The organism is Actibacterium sp. (assembly GCF_041584535.1).
Classification (GTDB): Bacteria; Pseudomonadota; Alphaproteobacteria; order Rhodobacterales; family Rhodobacteraceae; genus Actibacterium_D.
On record NZ_JBFHDW010000233.1, the window covers coordinates 1 to 4,261 of the forward strand.

The 4,261-nt window shown below is 64.3% G+C and carries 4 protein-coding genes; 3 read left to right on the plus strand and 1 reads right to left on the minus strand.

Going from position 1 to position 4,261, the window contains the following annotated elements:
- The coding region (locus tag ABYW26_RS11255) for a phosphomannomutase (RefSeq protein WP_372604971.1) at window positions 1-1,091 on the minus strand (1,091 nt) is incomplete at its 3' end.
- Window positions 1,092-1,264: 173 nt separating this feature from the next.
- On the opposite strand from ABYW26_RS11255, the gene nadA reads away from it, so the two are divergent.
- From nadA to ABYW26_RS11270, 3 genes are all read left to right on the plus strand, one after another.
- On the plus strand, window positions 1,265-2,314 hold the full coding sequence (nadA, locus tag ABYW26_RS11260) for a quinolinate synthase NadA (protein ID WP_372604972.1): 1,050 nt from the start codon (window positions 1,265-1,267) through the stop codon (window positions 2,312-2,314).
- 10 nt (window positions 2,315-2,324) lie between these two features.
- Window positions 2,325-3,902 (plus strand): L-aspartate oxidase, encoded by a 1,578-nt coding sequence (locus ABYW26_RS11265; protein ID WP_372604973.1) that lies wholly within the window; start codon window positions 2,325-2,327, stop codon window positions 3,900-3,902.
- Window positions 3,899-4,261: nicotinate-nucleotide diphosphorylase (locus tag ABYW26_RS11270; RefSeq protein ID WP_372604974.1), on the plus strand; the 363-nt coding region annotated here is incomplete at its 3' end. The genes ABYW26_RS11265 and ABYW26_RS11270, both read left to right, overlap by 4 nt.

The following is a 4,261-nucleotide window of genomic DNA, read 5'->3' on the forward strand; positions in this document are numbered from 1 at the left end:
CCGGTCAGCGCCGACAGCGGCTGGCCGGTCCGGGACATCAACGCCGCCACCATCAGCCACGGGATCATGCCGCTATCGCAGAACATGAAATCGCGGAAATAATGGTGCGCCGACATCTCGCCGCCATAGACCGCCTGATGCTCGCGCATCGCCCGTTTCAGGTTGGCGTGGCCGGTCGGCGCGGCAAAGGCGCGGCCGCCGCCTTGCGCAATCGCCTGCCGGATCGAGAACACCACCCTAGGGTCATGCACGATCGCCGCCCCCGGTTCCCGCGCCAACAGCGCCCGCGCCAACAGGGCGACGACATGTTCGCCATCAATAAAGGCGCCGGTTTCATCGAACAGGAAACAGCGGTCGAAATCGCCGTCAAAGGCAACGCCCAGATCGGCCTTGTGGTGCAGAACGGCCTCGATGGTGGGCGCGCGGTTCTGTGGCAACAGCGGGTTCGGAACGCCGTTCGGAAACCCGGCCTGCGCGTCGTCATGGATCGGGATCAGCCTCAGCGCCGACCCGGCCTGCGCCAGCCGATCCGAAATCGCACCCAAAGCCGCCCCAGCCGCGCCATTGCCGACATTCAGCACCACCGTCAGCGGCGCCAGCAGCATGGGATCGACAAAGGCCACGATCTTGTCGGCATAGGCCGCGCGAGTGCTGACATGCCGGTGCCTGCCCACCCGTGCCGGGGCCGGGAAAACGGCGGTTTCGACCAGATGTTTGATCTTCAGATATTCGCCCTCATGCTCCAGCGGGCGACTGCCGGGGCCGACGAATTTCAGCCCGTTGTCGCTGAGCGGATTATGCGAGGCGGTGATCTCGATCCCGCCGGCGGCGTTCAGGTGGCTGGTGGCGAAATATACCTCTTCGGTGCCGCCCTGACTGATGTCCAGCACCTCGCGCCCGCCCATCCGCAATCCGCCCGCCACGGCGTCGGACAGGGTGGGGCTGCTGTCGCGGTTGTCGCGGCCCAGAACCACCGGCCCCTGCGGCATCACCTGAGCAAAGGCGCGGCCGATACGCGTGCAAATCTCGGGTATCAGGTCGGTCCCGACCCGCCCGCGCACGTCATAGGCTTTGAAACAGGGCAGGTGCATGATCGGATTGCTGCTTTTGGGATCAGGATGCGTCTTTTAAGCCCGGTTTGACCGGCCAAGTCCAGCGCCACGCCATTTCAACGGGTTTCTGCGGCTGCAGAGTCTATTCAACTGGAAACCGGGTTCTGAAATGTATAGATAACCTGCGAAAGATCACGTTGGAGGGGCTGCTTTTGCTCGATCTTACGAATATGCGCGCCACGCTGGCCGAGCATTATGACCTGAAGCCATCGGTGGAAACCGCCGAGGCGCTGGGCGAGATTTACGCCCGGATGGATCGTGTTGTGCCGCTGGCAGACTGGGCGATCTACGCGCCCTATGTCGCTGCGATCAACAAGCTCAAGAAAGAGCGGAACGCGGTTATTCTTGCGCATAACTACATGACGCCCGAGATTTTCCACGGCATTGCCGATTTTGTCGGCGACAGCCTGCAACTGGCGATCAAGGCCACCGAGGTCGAAGAAGACGTGATCGTGCAATGCGGTGTGCATTTCATGGCCGAGACCTCGAAAGTGCTGAACCCCGGCAAGACCGTGCTGATCCCCGACATGCAAGCGGGCTGTTCGCTGGCGGAATCGATCACTGCCGAGGGCGTCGCTGAAATGCGTGCCAAATATCCCGGCGCGCCCGTGGTCAGCTATGTGAACACCACCGCCGAGGTCAAAGCCGCCTCGGATATCTGCTGCACCTCGTCCAACGCCCTGCAAATCGTCGAGGCCATGGACAGCGATGTCGTCATCATGACGCCGGATCAGTATCTGGCGCAGAACGTGGCGAACCAGTCGACCAAGAAGGTCGTCTACTGGCCCGGCTCGTGCATCGTGCATGAACTTTACACCGCCGAGGACCTGCGCGCCTATCGCGAGCTGGACCCCGAGGTGAAAATCATCGCGCACCCCGAATGCACGCCCAGCGTTGTCGCCGAGGCCGATTTCACCGGCTCGACCAGCGGCATCATCAACTGGGTGCATGAACATAAACCGGCCAAGGCAATGCTGGTGACCGAATGTTCGATGGCGTCGAATATCGCTGACGAACTGCCCGAGGTCGAATTCGCCAAGCCGTGCAACATGTGCCCCTACATGAAAAAGATCACGCTGGAGAAGGTGCTGTATTCGCTGCACACGATGACGGCCGAAGTTGTGGTTGATCCGGCTGTGGCCGACAAGGCGCGCCAGTCGGTGCAGCGCATGATCGACCTCAGCCAAAGCCTGTCGAAGTAAGGCGGCGCGATTGGAAAAGGCGCTATCCACTGATCGGATCGTCATTGTCGGTGCCGGGATGGGCGCCCTTTATGCCGCGCTAAAGCTGGCGCCGCGTCCGGTTCTGGTGATCTCGCCCGAGCGCATGGGCGAAGGCGCAAGCTCGGCTTGGGCGCAGGGCGGTGTCGCTGCCGCGATGGATGCCACTGACAGTCCGGGCCGCCATGCCGCTGATACGGTTCTGGCTGGGGCGGGCACGGTGAATGCCGATGTGGCCGATCAGGTCACGCGCGACGCCAAGGACTATATTCTTGATCTGACCGAAATGGGCACGCCGTTCGACCGCGATGCGCAGGGCAATTACGTGCTCAGCCGCGAGGCCGCGCACAGCCTTGCCCGCGTGGTGCGGGTGCAGGGCGATCAGGCCGGGCGCCAGATCATGGAGGCGCTGATCGTCGCCGTGCGCAAGACACCGTCAGTGCAGGTGATGGAAGGCGTGATGGCCGCCGGGCTTGAGGTCAAGGATGGCACCGTCACCGGCGTCTGGGTCGAGACCTCGGCGCAGGACCGCTCAAAGCCGGTTCTGCTGCGGGGCGCGGCCTATCTGCTGGCCGGGGGTGGCTCGGGCGGGCTGTTCGCACTGACCACCAACCCGCCGCGCATTCGCGGTCAGGTGATCGGCATGGCTGCCCGCGCCGGGGCTCGCATTGCTGACGCTGAATTCGTCCAGTTCCACCCGACCGCGATTGACGCCGGCGAAGACCCGGCGCCGCTGGCGACCGAGGCGCTGCGCGGCGAGGGGGCAATCCTGATCAACAACAAGGGCGAACGCTTTATGGACGGCGTGCACCCGGACAAGGAACTGGCGCCACGCGACATCGTCGCCCGCGCGATCTTTGCCCAGACCCAAGCCGGGAACCGGCCGATGCTGGATACCCGCGCGGCGCTGGGCGACAAGGTCAAAACCCAATTTCTGGCGGTGGCTGACGCCTGCGCCCGCGCCGGGATCGACCCGGCCACCCAACCGATCCCGGTCGCTGCGGCGGCGCATTACCACATGGGCGGCATCGACACCGCGCAGGACGGCCGCGCCAGTCTGGGCAATCTCTGGGTCTGCGGCGAGGCCAGCTCGACCGGGCTGCATGGTGCCAATCGTCTGGCCTCGAATGGCCTGCTTGAGGCGCTGGTCTTTGCCCGCGCCTGTGCCGATGGAATTTCTGCGGCGCTGGGTGACAGCCTGCCGGCGCAAGCCCCCGAAGTCGTCATCAGCTTTCCGCCCGGCGGGTCCAGCCCCGCGCCTCGGGCGGTTGCGGCACTGCGCCGGACGATGACCGACAATGTCGGCGTGGTGCGCAATGCCGAAGGGCTGAAAACCGCGCTGCGCACCATTGCCGAGCTTGAGGCCGATCAGGCCCATTGCCCCGATTTTCTGAACATGACCGCCACCGCCACGCTGATCGCCGCCTCGGCGCTCAAACGGCGCGAAAGCCGTGGCGGTCACTATCGCGACGATTTCCCCGATGCCGATCCGGCTCAGGCCAGCCGCAGCCGCATGTTGCTGTCCGAGGCCATGGAAATCCGCGCCGCCGTCTGTAAGGAGCCCGCATGACCATTCGCTATGCCACCGTCCCCGATCTGATCCTAGAACCGCTGGTCCGCGCGGCATTGCTGGAGGATCTGGGTCAGTATGGCGATATCACCACCCGTGCAGTGATCCCGACCGAGACCACCTATAACGCCCGCATCAATGCCCGCGAACCGGGCAAGGTGTCAGGCATGCAGATCGCCGCGATTGCGTTCCGGCTGGTCGATCCGGCGCTGAAGGTGACAACGCTGTTGCAAGACGGCGATGCCTGCCAGCCCGGCGATACGCTGATGGAGATTTCCGGCCCCGCCGCGTCGATCCTGTCGGCCGAACGCGTGGCGCTGAACTTTGCCGGGCGTCTGACCGGCATCGCGACAATGACG